This is a genomic window from Stenotrophomonas sp. STEN035, from assembly GCF_056759935.1.
Map to the genome: position 1 here is coordinate 50,235 of NZ_JBRRDY010000012.1, position 13,264 is coordinate 63,498.

Genomic DNA, 13,264 nt, shown 5'->3' on the forward strand with positions numbered 1-13,264 from the left:
CAATGACCCCCAACCACCCCGCGCCGCTAGTCGGCATCGTGATGGGTTCCCGCTCAGACTGGGAAACCATGCAGCACGCCGCCCAGAAGCTAGATGCTTTGGGCGTTCCGTATGAAGTGAAGGTAGTTTCCGCGCACCGGACCCCGGATGTGCTGTTCAGCTATGCCGAGCAGGCGGGCCCGCGTGGCCTGCGTGCGATCATCGGTGGCGCTGGTGGTGCGGCGCACCTGCCGGGCATGCTGGCTGCCAAGACCGCCGTGCCGGTGCTGGGCGTGCCAGTGCAGTCCAAGGCGCTCAATGGCATGGATTCATTGCTGTCGATCGTGCAGATGCCGGCAGGTATCCCGGTGGCGACCTTTGCCATTGGCAATGCAGGTGCATCCAATGCGGCTCTGTTCGCCGCGGCCATGCTGGCCGCCGAGCAGCCGCAGATTGGTGCCGCGCTGGACGCCTTCCGCGCACGCCAGACTGAAGATGTGATGGCTGCGGACGATCCGCGCCAATGATCACGGTTGGCATTCTGGGCGGCGGGCAGCTGGCCCGCATGATGGCGCTGGCGGGTGCTCCGCTGGGCCTGCGTTTCGTGGTCTTCGATCCAGCGGCTGATGCCTGCGCAGGGCAGGTGGCGCCGTTGCAGGTAGGCGACTTCGATGACACCGAGGCGCTGGCTGCGTTCGCGGCCAAGGTCGATGTGATCACCTTCGATTTCGAAAACGTGCCCGCCGCCAGCGCGCATTGGCTGGCCGAGCGCAAGCCGGTGTTCCCGAATCCGGCCGCTCTGGCGGTGGCGCAGGATCGGCTCAGTGAAAAGACCTTGTTCCAGGAACTGGGCATCGCGCTGCCGGCATTTGCCGATATCCGCAGTCGTGACGAGTTGGCCGCCAAGGTCGCTGAGTTCGGGATGCCCTGCATTCTCAAGACGCGGCGGCTGGGCTACGACGGCAAGGGCCAGTTCCGTATTCGTGACGCGGCGGACATCGATGCGGCCTGGCAGACGTTGGGTGCGCAGGTCGACAAGACCGGGCTGATCCTTGAAGGCTTTGTGGCGTTCGAGCGGGAAGTCAGCGTGGTGGCCGTGCGCGGCCGCGACGGTGAGTTCCGCGCCTGGCCGCTGACCGCCAACTGGCATGTGGATGGGGTACTGTCGGCCAGTCTGGCGCCGGCGGCGCTTTCCGCCGAGCAGCAGGCGACCGCGATTGCCTATGCGCGCCGTGTTGCCGAGCGCTTGGACTACGTTGGTGTATTCGCGCTGGAGCTGTTCTGTCGCGGCGATGCGTTGCTGGCCAACGAAATGGCGCCGCGCGTGCACAATTCGGGTCATTGGACCAGTGACGGTGCGGAAACCTCGCAGTTCGAGAACCATATCCGCGCCGTGCTTGGCCTGCCTTTGGGTGATACCCGCATGCTCGGCAACGCCTGCATGCTGAACTGGCTGGGGCAGATGCCCGACGCCAAGCCTGTACTGGCTGAAGCTGCCGGTCACTGGCACGACTATGGCAAGCAGGCCCGCGAAGGTCGCAAGGTTGGCCATGCCAACCTGCGTGATGACGCTCCGGCCGCTCTGGCTGACGCGCTGCAGCGCGTTGGCGAGGCCTTGGGTCGGCAGGAGCAGGTCGCACCAGTGGTTGAAGTCCTGCGCCGCGGCGGCATGACGGCGAGCTAATCATTGCCGGCGTAAGGTTCTCCAGTCCCAACTGGAGAACCTCCCATGCTCGACTGGAATGATTACCGCCGTGAGTTGAAGGGCCGCATTGGCGAACTCGGCAAGCTCTCGCCGGATACGCTCAAGGGCTATATCACTTTGAGTGGTGCGGGTGCGCAGACCAACCATCTGGACGCCAAGACCCGTGAGTTGATCGCGCTGGCGGTGGCGGTGACCACGCGTTGCGATGGCTGCATCACCACCCATGTGGACGCTGCCTTGAGGCAGGGTGCCAGTCGCGAGGAAATCGCCGAGGCGTTGGGTGTGGCAGTGGCGCTCAATGCCGGCGCGGCGCTGGTGTATTCGGCACGTGTGCTGGACGCGGTGGCTGCGCACGAGTGAGGTGGGTAGTACTTCTGGCTCACTCAGAGAACTTTCAGATTGTCATTCCCGCGCAGGCGGGAATCGCTGCGGGATTGGCCTGAGAGTTTTCGGTCCGTCATTCCCGCCTGCGCGGGAATGACGGCTTAGGAGCAAAGCCTAAAGTACTGCATGCCTGCAGTCGCTGGTTCTCAGCGCAGCTGCGCCTCAACGAAATCCCAGTTCACCAGCTTCCAGAACGCCTGCAGAAAACGTGCCCGGTCATTCTGGTAGTCGAGGTAGTACGCGTGCTCCCACACATCGCAGACCAATAGCGGCGTGCTGTCGCCGGTCAAAGGGGTATTGGCGTTGCGGGTGCTGACAATCGCCAGCTTGCCGTCCGGGTGCTGCACCAGCCAGGTCCAGCCCGAGCCAAACACTGCCAAGGCTGCACGATTGAACTCCTCACGCAGCTTCTGCACGTCGCCGAACTGCCGATTGATGTGCTCGGCCAGCAGCCCGTGCGGGTCGCCGCCGGCACGCGGGTGCAGGCATTGCCAGAAGAAGTCGTGGTTCCAGGCCTGTGCCGCCGCTTGGAACAGGCTGCCCTGACTGTTGCGCACGATCTCCTCCAGCGACAGCTCGTCCAGCTCGGTGCCGGCGATGCGCGCATTGACCGTTCCCACATAGCCACGATGGTGCCTGCCATGATGCAGGTCCAGGGTTTCGGCGGAAATGTGCGGTTGCAGCGCGGTACGGGCGTAGGGCAGTTCAGGCTGTTGGAGGGGCATTGGAGATTCTTTTCGGGGCAGGGCGACGGGAGTTGGCCGGCTCGGCTTACAATGGTCAACCACGGGAAAGTCTATCCGACCAGGACGGGCCGTTCTTTCGCAGTAGGGAGAATTCGAATGCCGGTGATGGAACAAATCCAGGCTGAGGTGGAGCAACATCCCCTTGTCCTGTTCATGAAGGGTACGCCGCAGTACCCGATGTGCGGCTTTTCCAGTCGCGCGGTGCAGGCGCTGACGGCCGCCGGGGCAATCAATCTGCGCACGGTCAATCTGCTTGAGTTCCCGGAGGTGCGGGCAAATCTGCCGCGCTACTCGAACCTGGCGACCTTCCCGCAGTTCTTCATGCACGGCGAGTTGATTGGCGGCTGCGACATCATTCTGGAGCTGCTGGAGTCCGGGGAGCTGAAAAGCATTGTTGCCGAGGCCGGGCAAGCGTGAGTGCCCAACCTCGGGGGAGCGAGGGCGCCGATCTTGCCGGTCGGGTAATTCTGATAGCCGGCGCTGCGGGCGGCTTGGGCGCAGCGGTGACCCGGGCCTGCGCCGAGGCTGGCGCGACGGTGGTGATGCTGGGCCGCAAAGTGGCCAAACTCAATCGCGTCTATGACAGTGCCGCACAGCTTGGCCCCGAGCCAATGCTGTATCCGCTGGATCTGGAAGGCGCCAGTCCCGATGACTACGCGGCCCTGGCTGAACGGCTGGAGTCCGAGCTCGGGCGGCTGGACGGCGTGCTGCATTGCGCGGCAGATTTTGCCGGGCTGACCCCGTTTGCTTCCGGTGATCCGGCAGCCTTTGCCCGGGCGATCCACGTAAATCTGACCGCCCGTGCCTGGTTGACCCAGGCTTGCCTGCCCTTGTTGCGGCAGCGCGAGGATGCCGCAGTGGTGTTCGCGCTGGATGATCCACGGCGGGTCGGGCAAGCCTATTGGGGTGGTTACGGGGTTGCCCAGTACGGGCTGCGCGGGTTGATCGAGAGCCTGCACCATGAGCTGCGCAACGGGCCGGTTCGGGTCTGCGGCATGCAGCCGGGGCCGATGCGGACCGGGCTGCGGGCGCGTGCATTCACCCATGAGGAAGATGCGGCACCGGTGGATCCGGCCAATTACGCCGCCGCCAGTGTGCAACTGCTTGCTGCCAGCGGGGCGCAGTGGCGTGGAAAGGTGCTGGACCTGGCTCCGTGACCATCCTTTCAGCGGCGCTGCTGCTGTTTCTGATCCTGGACCCGCTGGGCAACATCCCGGTGTTCCTCAGCCTGCTCAAGCCGTTGACGCCCAGGCGTCAACGGGTGGTGCTGGTGCGTGAACTGCTGATCGCGTTGGCCGTGCTGATGGCTTTTCTATGGGGCGGCAAGTACGCGCTGGAGCTGATGCACCTGCGCCAGGAGTCGGTGGCCATTGCTGGCGGCATCGTGCTGTTCCTGATCGGCATCCGCATGATTTTCCCGCGGCCGGAAGGTCTGATGGGGGCGGTGCCGGACGGCGAGCCCTTCATTGTGCCAATGGCGATCCCGCTGGTCGCCGGGCCTTCGGGCATGGCGGCGGTAATGCTGATGGGCAGCAATGAGCCGGAGCGGCTGGGTGATTGGAGCCTGGCCTTGCTGTTGGCTTGGGGCGGAACGGCGGCGATCCTGATGTCGGCAACCTTGCTGTACAAGCTGCTGGGCGCCCGCGCACTGACCGCGCTGGAACGCCTGATGGGCATGCTATTGGTCGCAATCTCGGTACAGATGCTGCTGGATGGTCTGGGGACCTATCTGGCGTCAATCCGCTAACTGATTGATCTGCCGTGAGGAAAACTGCTGCAGCGCAATATCGCTGTCTTCTTGCAGTCATAAATTGTCATTACCGTGTTAACCTTATCTTAACCGTTGCGGCTGAAACCGCCTCGGAAGGGACCCCCAAGATTCAAGACGATCAGGCGCTCGGTTGACCCCGGGGCTGATGGATCGCGTTTTTTCTCAATCGCCAACTCGTTTCGAGGCTACCCACCTATGAATCACCCGCGTATCAAGATGTCCAAGCTTGCACTTGGTCTTGTCGTCGCACTTGCGGCTGCACCGGCTTTCGCACAGAGCACCTCTGCCGGCGTCGGCGGTCAGGTCATGAACAACGGCGGCCAGCCGGTTGCTGGTGCTGAAGTCACCATCACTCACGTCGAGTCGGGCACGGTCAGCCGTGCGACCACCGATGCGGCTGGTCGTTACAACGCCCGCGGTCTGCGCGTGGGTGGTCCGTACACCATCACCATCACCAAGCCCGGTGAAGGCACCAAGACCGAAGATGGCGTCTATCTGGGCGTGAACCAGACCGGCACCATCAATGCCCAGCTGACCGGTGACCTGGCAGCTACCAACCTGGAAGCGATCCAGGTCATGGCTGTCGGCGGTGGCTCGGAAGTTTTCAGCTCCACCAAGATGGGTTCGGGTACCAACCTGAGCCAGGTGCAGATGGAAGCGCTGCCGTCGATCGGCGGCAACATCCAGGACTACATGCGCCTCGACCCGCGCGTGGCCTTCGTTGACCGCGCTTCGGGTGCCATCTCGGCCGGTGGCCTGAACCCGCGTTACAACTCGATCAACATCGACGGCGTGTCGGCCAGCGATACCTTTGGTCTGGAAGGCAACAACATGACCACCCGGCGTCAGCCGGTGTCGATGGAAGCCATCGAAGCGCTGGACATCAACCTGTCCAACTACGACGTGTCCATCGCCAGCGCTGCCGGTGCAACCGTCAACGCCGTGACCAAGTCCGGTACCAACGAATTCCACGGTTCGGTGTACGGCACCTACCGTGATGGCGACTGGTTCGGCAACAACCCGGACGGCAAGAAGTTCAACGGTTTCACTGAAGAAAAGACCTACGGCGCCACCTTCGGCGGCCCGATCCTCAAGGATCGCCTGTTCTTCTTCGCCAACTACGAGAAGTTCAAGCAGGCCGCTCCGGGTGCCGACATCGGCAGCAGCGTGCTGGGCAAGGCGAGCGCCAAGTACGGCATGGCTGAAGTTGCCAAGGCGCAGCAGATTGCCAAGGATGTCTACGGTATCGATGCCGGCGGCCTGTCCAGCAATGGTGATACCGAGCTGGAAGAGTACGCGCTGAAGATCGACTGGAACATCAACGACGATCACCGCGCCAGCGTTCGCTACAGCAAGCTGGATCAGAGCAAGCTGCGTATCAACGGCATGGGCAGCAGCAGTCAGGCTTCGCTGAGCTCGTACTGGTACCAGCAGAACAAGACGGTCGAGAGCTATGTCGGCCAGTTGTTCAGCGACTGGAGCGACAACTTCTCCACCGAGTTCAAGGTCTCGTACCGCGATTTCGCCTCCGAGCGCGTCGTGCCGACCAATGCACCGAGCATCGCCATCTACTTCGATGGCACCCAGTCGCGCCCGACCGGCGACGTGCTGTTCATGGGTACCGAAACCAACTCGCAGGGCAACATCCTGCAGACCAAGACCTGGAACTACTCCGGTTCGGGTAGCTACATCCTCGGCGACCACACCCTGAAGTTCGGTGTCGATTACAGCGACAACGATATCTACAACCTGTTTGGTCGCGCCAGCTGGGGCGTTTACACGTTCCTCGGCCTGGACAACTTCGCCAAGGGCAACTGGGCGAATTACCAGTACAACAAGGAGCGTACTCCGGGTTCGATCGCGGCCAGCTACAAGAACAGCAACCTCGGTCTGTTCGTGCAGGACACCTGGTACGTCAACAACAACCTGACCCTGACCCTGGGTCTGCGTGGTGATCGCCCGGAAGTCAGCCCGTCGCCGCAGTACAACGCACCGGCGGAGGCCTACTTTGGCTATAACAACAGCAAGGTGTTCGGTAGCGGCTTCCTGATCCAGCCGCGCGCTGGCTTCAACTACACCTTCGATTCGGATCGTCCGACCCAGCTGCGTGGTGGTGTTGGCCTGTTCCAGGGTGATGCGCCGCAGGTGTGGATCAGCAACAGCTTCTCCAACACCGGCTACAACTACGATTCGTACAACATCAACAACAATAACCTTACTACGCCGCCGTTCAACTTCAGCCCGGATGGCAGCAATCAGCCGATCCCGGGTGCGACTCCTGCGGCCCAGGGCGTGAGCTTCGTCGGCAAGGACTTCAAGTTGCCGTCGCTGTACAAGGCCAATCTGGCGTTCGACCACGAACTGCCGTGGTACGGCATCGTGGCTTCGGCCGAGGTGCTGGTCACCAAGACCAAGGATGGCCTGTACTACAAGTCCTTGAACATCGGCAAGGTGGTGGATGGCGAACTGGTGCCGTCCTTCATCGGTCCGGATGGCCGCGACATGTACTGGAACCCGGCCAAGAGCGTCAACGGCTCCTGGACCACGGACGACAACCGCGCTGGTCGTAATAAGGCGTACAACGACGTCTTCCTGATCGACAACACCGATAAGGGCCGCACCAGCCAGTTCACCGTCTCGCTGAGCAAGCCGTTCACCGAAGACAGCGATTGGTCCTGGAGCCTGGGTTACACCTACACCGACGCCACCGAAGTTGGTTCGCTGACCAGCTCCACCGCCAGCTCGGGTTGGGGCAATCAGTATTCCTTCAACGTCAACTCGAACACCGAGACCACCTCGCGTTACGAGATCAAGGACCGTGTCTCCGGTTCGCTGGACTGGAAGCACAAGTTCTTCGGTGACTACCAGACCCGCGTTGGTCTGGTGTATGAAGGTCGCAGTGGTCGTCCGTATAGCTACATCTTCAATGGCGATGCCAATGGTGATGGCCGTACCTCCAACGACCTGTTCTATGTGCCGAAGGGTCCGGGCGACGTGCTGTTCGGCGCCTTCGACACCAAGACCGGCGTGTTCAAGGCCGATCCGAAGCTGGAGCAGCAGTTCTTCGCCTGGTTGGCAGAGAACCCGCAGCTGGCCAAGTACGCTGGCGGCTACGCGCCGGCCAACGGTTTCCGTACCGGCTGGATCAATACCTTCGACATCCGCGTGTCGCAGGAACTGCCGGGCTTCATGAAGGGCCACAAGTCGGAAATCTGGCTTGACGTGCAGAACGTTGGCAACATGCTGAACAAGAAGTGGGGTCAGATCTACGACTACGGCTTCTATGCAAATGCCCGCGGTGCCAACCTGGCTGGCATGGTCGACGGCAAGTACGTGTACGACAAGCTGTACAACGACAAGCCGACTGCCGCCAACGCGGACGCCGATGGTTTCAACCAGGGTGTCTCGCAGTGGTCGCTGCAGCTGGGCTTCCGCTACCAGTTCTGATCGCCTGATTGATCGGATGTAAACCGAAAACGGCCGGGGCAACCCGGCCGTTTTCTTTTTAATGGGGGGAGCGCTAAAGTCGATCGCCAATGAGGAAGGAGCAGTTGTGGAAAAGACCAAAAGTGAGGGGCTAGCGAGGGCGCTGCCGGTGCAGGACGCACGTATTTATCCGCGTGGTGGGCTGGATGTGTTGTCGCGGGCAGAAGTGGCGCGGTTGCGCGACGCTTCCGGTGGCGGCATGCACGAGTTGCTGCGTCGCTGTGCGCTGGCGGTGCTGACCAGTGGCAGCGCTTCGGATGACCCGCGCGCTGCGCGCGATCTGTACCCTGATTTCGATGTTCAGGTGACCCAGCAGGACCGCGGCGTTCGCATCGACCTGAGCAATGCGCCTGCGGTGGCCTTTGTCGATGGTGAAATCATCCGCGGTATCGCCGAGCTGCTGTTCTCGGTGGTGCGCGACCTGGCCTATATGGCCATCGAGCTGGGGCCGGAATACGCCTCGGACCTGGAATCCTCGGACGGCATCACCAACGCGGTATTCGGCGTGCTGCGCAATGCGCGCATTCTGGCGCCCAGCGACCCGAATCTGGTGGTGTGCTGGGGCGGTCACTCGATCTCGCGTGACGAATACCTGTACACCAAGCAGGTCGGCTATGAGCTGGGCCTGCGCGGCCTGGATATCTGCACCGGCTGCGGCCCGGGTGCGATGAAGGGGCCGATGAAGGGCGCTACCATTGCCCATGCCAAGCAGCGCAAGACCAATACCCGTTACATCGGGATCACCGAGCCGGGCATCATCGCCGCCGAGTCGCCGAACCCGATCGTCAACCATCTGGTGATTATGCCGGACATCGAGAAGCGCCTGGAGGCGTTTGTCCGTCTCGGCCACGGCATCATCGTGTTCCCGGGCGGCGTCGGCACCGCCGAAGAGATCCTGTACCTGCTCGGTATCCTGCTGAGCGAGGAGAACAAGGACCTGCCGTTCCCGCTGATCCTCAGTGGCCCGGCTATTGCCGCGCCATACTTCCAGCAGATCGACCGCTTCATCCGCCTGACCCTGGGTGACAAGGCCGCCGAGCGCTACGAAATCATCGTCGGTGACCCGGTTGGCGTTGCCCGCAGGATGTCGCAGGGCATCAAGCGCGTGCGTGAGTTCCGTCTGGCGCAGCGCGATTCGTTCTTCTACAACTGGCAGGTGGAGATCCCGCTGGCCTACCAACAGCCGTTCGTGCCGACGCATGAGGCCATGGCCGGCCTGGACCTGCACAAGGGTCGTCCGGCGCCGGATCTGGCGGCCGACCTGCGTCGCGCGTTCTCCGGCATCGTCGCCGGCAACGTCAAGGAAGAGAGCATGGCCCGGATCGAGGAATTCGGTCCGTTCAAGATCCATGGCGATAGCGAAATGATGCAGGCGTTGGACGAATTGCTGCGGGCCTTCGTCGAGCAGCGCCGGATGAAGATTTCCGGTGAATACCGGCCTTGTTATCAGGTGGTTGCCTGATCAGTGGGATCAGGCGGGTAGGGTAATGGTGGTGATGTGGCGGCCGTCCTTGATTCGTGTCGTCACGTCACCTCGCCCGCCAGTAAGTGCGCGGATCCGGGCCTTGGAGGATTCCAGCCCAACTTTGTGACCAGTGTGCAGGTTGGGTGCGTGGGTAGGAGGGAGGTCGTTTTCTATCAGGATTTCCAGCCTGTCTGACAATCGCAGCAAACGAACAAGTATCTGCCCACCGTTGGGCGCAGGTTCGACGCCGTGGCGGATGGCGTTCTCGATCAGGGGCTGGATGGAAAGGGTTGGGACCTGCAGCGACGGGATTGGGGAAGGGATATCCCATTGAATCCGCATGCGCTCACCAAATCGCAGGCCTTCGATTTCGGCATAGCGGCGGGACAGCGCGAGTTCCTCGCTCAGGGGTATTTCGCGGGGGCCTGCAAGTGCAGCCCGGAATAGATCTGCGAGATCCAGCAGCAGTCGCTCCGCGTCCTGGGGGCGTAGATGCACCAAGGCTGCGCCGGTATTGAGGGTGTTGAACAGGAAGTGAGGGCGGATCCTCGCTTGCAACGCTTCCAGTTCTGCCTGCTTCGCCCTCACCGCCAACTGCCTGAGTCGCCAGTGGCTTTGGAAGGCAATCAATGCCAATAGGCCGACCAGCAGGGCCAGCGTGCTGATTTTCGCTGCAAACAGCAGCCAGCCCTCAGGCGGGGAAAGCCAGGTGTTGTGGAGTACCGCCCAGGCTAGAGCGGTTACCAGCCACGTGCTGCAGAGTAGGGCGATCAGTGCGACACCTGCGATCTGCGCTGGACTGGCGCGGCGCAGCCTGCGACGTGCCAGATAGAGCAGCGCAAGTGATGCAAGTGCCACCCATTGGATGGTGAAAGAGGCCAGCCCGAAGTAGGTGAGCAGGTCCACGCGCGCGCTTTGGGACAGCGTCAATAGTGCAGCCAGAGCTTCGCCGGTAAGCATGATGCGGATGATGGTCTGGGCCTGCGAGAGCGGGTCCAGTGGGTTGAGCTCTGCCTGCTGCGGTGAGGACATGTGGTCGATGGTCCTGGGGGGGGGGGGGGGCCTTAATTGCGCGGGATCGGGCCGTTCATCCCGCAACTGCTGGAGTGCCCCTGCGGTGCCAAATAGAGTAAGGCGTCCAAATGGGGAAAGGTATGCCCAGTAATCTTCCAGTCGTTCGTCGCGCAGGCTTGCGTCGACGCGACAAGGGATTCAGCCTGGTGGAACTGGTGGTGACGGTGGCCATCGCTGCGATCCTTGCCGCAATCGCAATCCCGTCGTTCCGGTCGATGATCAATTCCAGCCGTTTGAGCAGCCACGCCAACGAGTTGGTTGCGTCGCTGCAGTTGGCGCGTAGCGAGGCAATCAAGCGCAATGCCCGCGTGTCGGTTTGTGGCAGTGCCAATGGAGCGACCTGTGGCGGAGGCTGGGCAAAGAACTGGCTGACGGTCCTGGAGTCGGATGGCTCCGTGCTGCGGGCCAATGCTGTGAAGGAGCCGGTCGAGTTGAGCTCCGGTGTCGCCCGGATCACTTTCCGGGCCGATGGTCTGTCCAGCACTGCGGTCAACAGCAGTATTACCGTATGCCTCCCGACGACATCCCCGGCAGACAATCAACGCGTCATCACCCTTGCCTCGGCTGCGCGTATCAGCAGTAGTCGGGTCGATGGTGCTGGTGCATGTCCTTGATGCGGGGTGCATAGATGAAAAGTGAATTGGTTCGTTGCCGGAAGGCGCCCTCGCGAGGTTGCCAGAAGGGTGTCAGCCTGATTGAGGTAATGGTCTCGGTGCTGGTGCTGGGCATTGCTTTGCTGGGCATTGCCGCGATGCAGGCTACGGCGTTGAGAAATGGTCAAAGCTCATTGGAGCGCAGCCAGATTGTCGCCTACACCTATTCGGCTATTGACGCCATGCGCTCCAATCGCCAGGAAGCATTGGCAGGCGCCTACAACACCGATGGCATGGAATGCAGTGTGCCGGGCGGCGGCAGCCTGGCACAGGACGACGTGAGTCGATGGCTGACGTCGTTGAAGAATGGCATCACCAAAGATCCGGATGACGACAGCGTGTGTGGACAGATAGCCTGCGCAGCCGGGCTATGCACGGTAACTGTGCAATGGGATGACACCCGCGGAAAACAAAGTGATGCCGCTGCGGACAATGCCGACAATGTCGAAGGCGGTGTGCAGCGCCAGGTGCAAACGGTGGTGCGACTATGATTGGTGTACGTGCAACGACCTTGGGTTCGCGGGCCCGTATGGCCGGTATGACCCTGATCGAGCTGATGATCTCGCTGATTATCGGGTTGGTGGTGCTTGGCGCTGTGGCGATGATTTTCGTATCCAGCCAGCAGGCCTACCGGACCACGGATGGCCTGGGCAAGGTGCAGGAGAACATGCAGTTCGGCTTCGAGATGATGGCGCGCGATATCCGCGAGGCGGGCGGCAATCCTTGCGATATCGGACTGCCGGTGGCCAATGTGGCAGACCTAGGTGGGGCAAGTTGGTGGAGCACCTGGTCGCAGCCGGTACGTGGATATGACAATGGCGCACTGAGTGGCTCGGCTGCAGGCACTGATGCCCTGCAGTTGTTGCTGGTGGGGCAGGCGATTGCCAACGTCAGTGCGCATGCCGGCACGGTGCTTACTGTCGACAATGGCAGCAAATTCGCCACGAATGACGTGCTGATGGTGTGTGATACCAGACAGTTGGCGGTGTTCCGCGCAGGTGCGGTCAGTGCCACCAGCGTCAGTCACTCCAATAGCGGCAATTGCAGCAACAGTCTCAATGTCCTGCCGGCGCCCTGCAATGCGTCGGCGCCGGCGTACCTGTATCCGCGCAACTCGGTGGTCAGCAAGCTCAATGGTGTGCGCTGGTTTGTTGCCGACAATGGTCGTGGTGGGCGCTCCCTGTTCCGCGTGCTCAATGGCGCGGCGCGCGAGGAAATGGTCGAGGGCGTGAATGACATGCAGCTGTCCTATCTGCAGGACCCGGCCACCACCAAATATGCGGCTGCCGGTGCGGTCGCTGGCTGGCAGGACGTGTCAGCCATCCGCATCACATTTACGGTCAACAGCGACAGTGCGGTCGGTAGCGGCAACGTGCCCTTGAGTCGTGATCTGGAATATGTGGTGACCTTGAGGAGTCGCGCGCAATGAAAAACATCCATTTCAAGCCTGCGCAGGCGCTCTCGCAGCGAGGTGCCAGCCTGTTGGTTGTGCTGATCATCCTGGTGGTGATCACCTTGATCGGTCTGGCCAGCATCCGCGGCACGCTGCTGCGTGAACGGATGAGCGGCAACATGTATGACCGCAGCCTGGCGTTCCAGTCGGCTGAATCTGCATTGCGGGAGGCCGAGGTGGCAGTGCGTGCCGCCGTGGTATCAGGTAACTCAATAGGAGTGGACTGCAGTCTGGCTATTACGGCCTGCCCGATTCCGCCGGCGAGCACCTATACCGGCGGTGGCGCCGGTTGGGTCAATGGCACGGCCACGCAGACACTGGCTGCCGGTAGGCCTCAGTACTACGTCCAGTACCTGGGGCAGCGCGAAAGTACCGACGAGCTGCAGCAGAACCAGAGCGCCAATGCCAATCAGTACGGTGGTGGTGGCGGTATCACGTTGGAATCGTTCTACCGCATCATCGCCCGCAGCCACGATCCCGCAGCGGTGACTGACCGCGCTGTGGTGGTGCTGCAATCCAATATCACGGTCAAGTAAGTACCGTCGCCT

14 protein-coding genes are annotated in these 13,264 nt (G+C 61.9%); 12 read left to right on the forward strand and 2 right to left on the reverse strand.

Annotation, left to right across the window (positions count from 1 at the left end; all coding sequences use genetic code 11):
• The first annotated feature begins 2 nt into the window (after positions 1-2).
• Genes purE through ACVOLL_RS08370 form a run of 3 tightly spaced genes read left to right on the forward strand, consistent with a single transcriptional unit; the run spans position 3 to position 2,044 of the window.
• Complete coding sequence (gene purE / locus ACVOLL_RS08360; protein WP_282267797.1) at positions 3-506, forward strand: 5-(carboxyamino)imidazole ribonucleotide mutase; 504 nt, start codon at positions 3-5, stop codon at positions 504-506.
• Positions 503-1,663 carry a 5-(carboxyamino)imidazole ribonucleotide synthase gene (locus ACVOLL_RS08365; RefSeq protein ID WP_481512475.1) on the forward strand — a complete coding sequence of 387 codons (1,161 nt, stop codon included), beginning with the start codon at positions 503-505 and terminating at the stop codon, positions 1,661-1,663. The genes purE and ACVOLL_RS08365 overlap by 4 nt, the downstream gene beginning before the upstream one ends.
• A gap of 45 nt (positions 1,664-1,708) precedes the next feature.
• On the forward strand, positions 1,709-2,044 hold the full coding sequence (locus ACVOLL_RS08370) for a carboxymuconolactone decarboxylase family protein (protein WP_481512476.1): 336 nt from the start codon (positions 1,709-1,711) through the stop codon (positions 2,042-2,044).
• Between the two features lie 170 nt (positions 2,045-2,214).
• Here the strand turns inward: ACVOLL_RS08370 and ACVOLL_RS08375 are convergent, their stop codons facing one another.
• Positions 2,215-2,793, reverse strand: a complete 579-nt coding sequence (locus tag ACVOLL_RS08375; RefSeq protein WP_481512477.1) for a superoxide dismutase — start codon at positions 2,791-2,793, stop codon at positions 2,215-2,217.
• A gap of 117 nt (positions 2,794-2,910) precedes the next feature.
• Here ACVOLL_RS08375 and grxD point away from each other — a divergent pair, with 117 nt between their 5' ends.
• From grxD to ppnN, 5 genes are all read left to right on the forward strand, one after another.
• The gene (gene grxD / locus ACVOLL_RS08380; protein ID WP_481512478.1) at positions 2,911-3,231 is read left to right on the forward strand and encodes a Grx4 family monothiol glutaredoxin; all 321 of its coding nucleotides are present in this window, start codon (positions 2,911-2,913) and stop codon (positions 3,229-3,231) included.
• Positions 3,228-3,971: an SDR family NAD(P)-dependent oxidoreductase gene (locus ACVOLL_RS08385; RefSeq protein WP_481512479.1), complete on the forward strand. Its 744-nt coding sequence runs from the start codon at positions 3,228-3,230 to the stop codon at positions 3,969-3,971. Before grxD ends, ACVOLL_RS08385 begins: the two co-directional genes overlap by 4 nt.
• Entirely contained in the window at positions 3,968-4,561 is a 594-nt protein-coding gene (locus tag ACVOLL_RS08390) for a YhgN family NAAT transporter (RefSeq protein WP_481512480.1), read from the forward strand. Before ACVOLL_RS08385 ends, ACVOLL_RS08390 begins: the two co-directional genes overlap by 4 nt.
• A 240-nt stretch (positions 4,562-4,801) precedes the next feature.
• On the forward strand, positions 4,802-8,032 hold the full coding sequence (locus tag ACVOLL_RS08395; RefSeq protein ID WP_481512563.1) for a TonB-dependent receptor: 3,231 nt from the start codon (positions 4,802-4,804) through the stop codon (positions 8,030-8,032).
• Positions 8,033-8,138: 106 nt separating this feature from the next.
• Positions 8,139-9,533, forward strand: coding sequence for a nucleotide 5'-monophosphate nucleosidase PpnN (ppnN, locus tag ACVOLL_RS08400; RefSeq protein WP_481512481.1), 1,395 nt, complete (start codon positions 8,139-8,141; stop codon positions 9,531-9,533).
• 9 nt (positions 9,534-9,542) lie between these two features.
• On the opposite strand, the gene ACVOLL_RS08405 is transcribed toward ppnN, so the two are convergent.
• Complete coding sequence (locus ACVOLL_RS08405) at positions 9,543-10,568, reverse strand: sensor histidine kinase (RefSeq protein WP_481512482.1); 1,026 nt, start codon at positions 10,566-10,568, stop codon at positions 9,543-9,545.
• Between the two features lie 122 nt (positions 10,569-10,690).
• Between ACVOLL_RS08405 and ACVOLL_RS08410 the strand changes: the two genes are divergently transcribed.
• From ACVOLL_RS08410 to ACVOLL_RS08425, 4 genes are read left to right on the forward strand one after another with little or no spacing between them, the layout of a single operon-like run.
• Entirely contained in the window at positions 10,691-11,224 is a 534-nt protein-coding gene (locus ACVOLL_RS08410; protein ID WP_481512483.1) for a GspH/FimT family pseudopilin, read from the forward strand.
• A 14-nt stretch (positions 11,225-11,238) separates the two neighbouring features.
• Positions 11,239-11,754, forward strand: a complete 516-nt coding sequence (gene pilV / locus ACVOLL_RS08415; RefSeq protein WP_481512484.1) for a type IV pilus modification protein PilV — start codon at positions 11,239-11,241, stop codon at positions 11,752-11,754.
• Positions 11,751-12,692: a prepilin-type N-terminal cleavage/methylation domain-containing protein gene (locus tag ACVOLL_RS08420; protein ID WP_481512485.1), complete on the forward strand. Its 942-nt coding sequence runs from the start codon at positions 11,751-11,753 to the stop codon at positions 12,690-12,692. The genes pilV and ACVOLL_RS08420 overlap by 4 nt, the downstream gene beginning before the upstream one ends.
• On the forward strand, positions 12,689-13,252 hold the full coding sequence (locus ACVOLL_RS08425) for a pilus assembly PilX family protein (protein ID WP_481512486.1): 564 nt from the start codon (positions 12,689-12,691) through the stop codon (positions 13,250-13,252). The genes ACVOLL_RS08420 and ACVOLL_RS08425 overlap by 4 nt, the downstream gene beginning before the upstream one ends.
• The last annotated feature ends 12 nt before the right edge of the window (positions 13,253-13,264 follow it).

Excerpts from the sequence above, each read along its gene's own strand:
- purE (WP_282267797.1), top strand. The coding sequence starts at position 3 with ATGACCCCCAACCACCCCGCGCCGCTAGTCGGCATCGTGATGGGTTCC.
- ACVOLL_RS08365 (WP_481512475.1), top strand. The coding sequence starts at position 503 with ATGATCACGGTTGGCATTCTGGGCGGCGGGCAGCTGGCCCGCATGATG.
- ACVOLL_RS08370 (WP_481512476.1), top strand. The coding sequence starts at position 1,709 with ATGCTCGACTGGAATGATTACCGCCGTGAGTTGAAGGGCCGCATTGGC.
- ACVOLL_RS08375 (WP_481512477.1), bottom strand. The coding sequence starts at position 2,793 with ATGCCCCTCCAACAGCCTGAACTGCCCTACGCCCGTACCGCGCTGCAA.
- grxD (WP_481512478.1), top strand. The coding sequence starts at position 2,911 with ATGCCGGTGATGGAACAAATCCAGGCTGAGGTGGAGCAACATCCCCTT.
- ACVOLL_RS08395 (WP_481512563.1), top strand. The coding sequence starts at position 4,802 with ATGTCCAAGCTTGCACTTGGTCTTGTCGTCGCACTTGCGGCTGCACCG.
- ACVOLL_RS08405 (WP_481512482.1), bottom strand. The coding sequence starts at position 10,568 with ATGTCCTCACCGCAGCAGGCAGAGCTCAACCCACTGGACCCGCTCTCG.
- ACVOLL_RS08410 (WP_481512483.1), top strand. The coding sequence starts at position 10,691 with ATGCCCAGTAATCTTCCAGTCGTTCGTCGCGCAGGCTTGCGTCGACGC.
- pilV (WP_481512484.1), top strand. The coding sequence starts at position 11,239 with ATGAAAAGTGAATTGGTTCGTTGCCGGAAGGCGCCCTCGCGAGGTTGC.
- ACVOLL_RS08420 (WP_481512485.1), top strand. The coding sequence starts at position 11,751 with ATGATTGGTGTACGTGCAACGACCTTGGGTTCGCGGGCCCGTATGGCC.
- ACVOLL_RS08425 (WP_481512486.1), top strand. The coding sequence starts at position 12,689 with ATGAAAAACATCCATTTCAAGCCTGCGCAGGCGCTCTCGCAGCGAGGT.